Source organism: Actinomadura rubrisoli, assembly GCF_004349215.1.
Taxonomy (GTDB): domain Bacteria; phylum Actinomycetota; class Actinomycetes; order Streptosporangiales; family Streptosporangiaceae; genus Spirillospora; species Spirillospora rubrisoli.
Genome location: NZ_SMKU01000748.1, coordinates 1 through 932, shown reverse-complemented (window position 1 = coordinate 932; position 932 = coordinate 1). Strand labels below are relative to the sequence as shown.

General features: G+C 72.3%; 1 protein-coding gene. It reads right to left on the bottom strand.

Going from position 1 to position 932, the window contains the following annotated elements:
* Positions 1-311: 311 nt before the first annotated feature.
* A partial coding sequence (locus tag E1298_RS47260; RefSeq protein WP_243726288.1) for an LpqB family beta-propeller domain-containing protein occupies positions 312-932 on the bottom strand: 621 nt, incomplete at its 5' end.

The window sequence follows — 932 nt, the reverse complement described above, 5'->3', positions numbered from 1 at the left end:
ACCAGGAGCTCGCCGGGCTCAGCGCCAAGGCCGACCAGGTCCTCACCGCCGCCCCCGTCACCGTGCAGGAGGTGCACAGCAGGACGGGCGCTCTAGCGCAGCCCGCGCAGGTTTGCGGGAGGAGCAGGTCGATCAGGTCACCGAAGAGGCTCATGCCTCGACGATGCCTCCGGCGGCCCGGGAAGCACAGGCCGACGGCAAATTGTGGATAACTCTGCCGCCGAGTTTTCCACAGCCGGGCTCAGGCGGGATCGGACCGCGCTGCGGGGCAGGACCACCTGTCGGCCGAGCCTTGGTGGGAAACCTGGTTCTTAGCCGGGGTAGTTGGGGTCTCGGGCCGGGGTGGGGCAGAACCACTGGCTGAAGGACTTGTCGGCTGAGCGTTGCCGGCAGACCTGGTCCTTGCCGTTGGAGCGGGTGCCGATGAGGACGGGGGCGCCGGGGGCGGCGGCGATGGTGCGGGGCTCGCCCAGGGCGCCTACGCCCAGGGAGGTGATGGCGCTGCCGCTGACCGGCATGAGGTAGGGCAGGGAGAACGCGTCGCGTTTGGCGCGGCCGAGGACGGCGAGGGTTCCGTAGTCGCGCCAGGCGAGGTCTATGGCGTCCTGGAGTTCGGAGCTGACGGGCAGGAAGGAGCCGACGTCGAGGGAGCCGTCCGGGGCGTAGGCGATGCGGCCTATCTGGATCTGGGGGCGGCCGTCGATGCGGACGATCACGGCGGCGCGGACGCCGTCGCGGGCGACGCGGAAGGCCAGGATCTGGCGGCCGCTGAGACCCCAGTGGGCGGCGAGGACGGGCGGCTTGCCGCGGCGGCGGACCCAGAGCCGGGACTGGTCGGCCTTGCTCTCGACCGTCCACAGGGTGCCGTCGCGGCTCCAGGACGGGGCGGTGAAGCGGGCGCCGCGGCGGGCGTTCAGGAGGAGGCGGGCGGG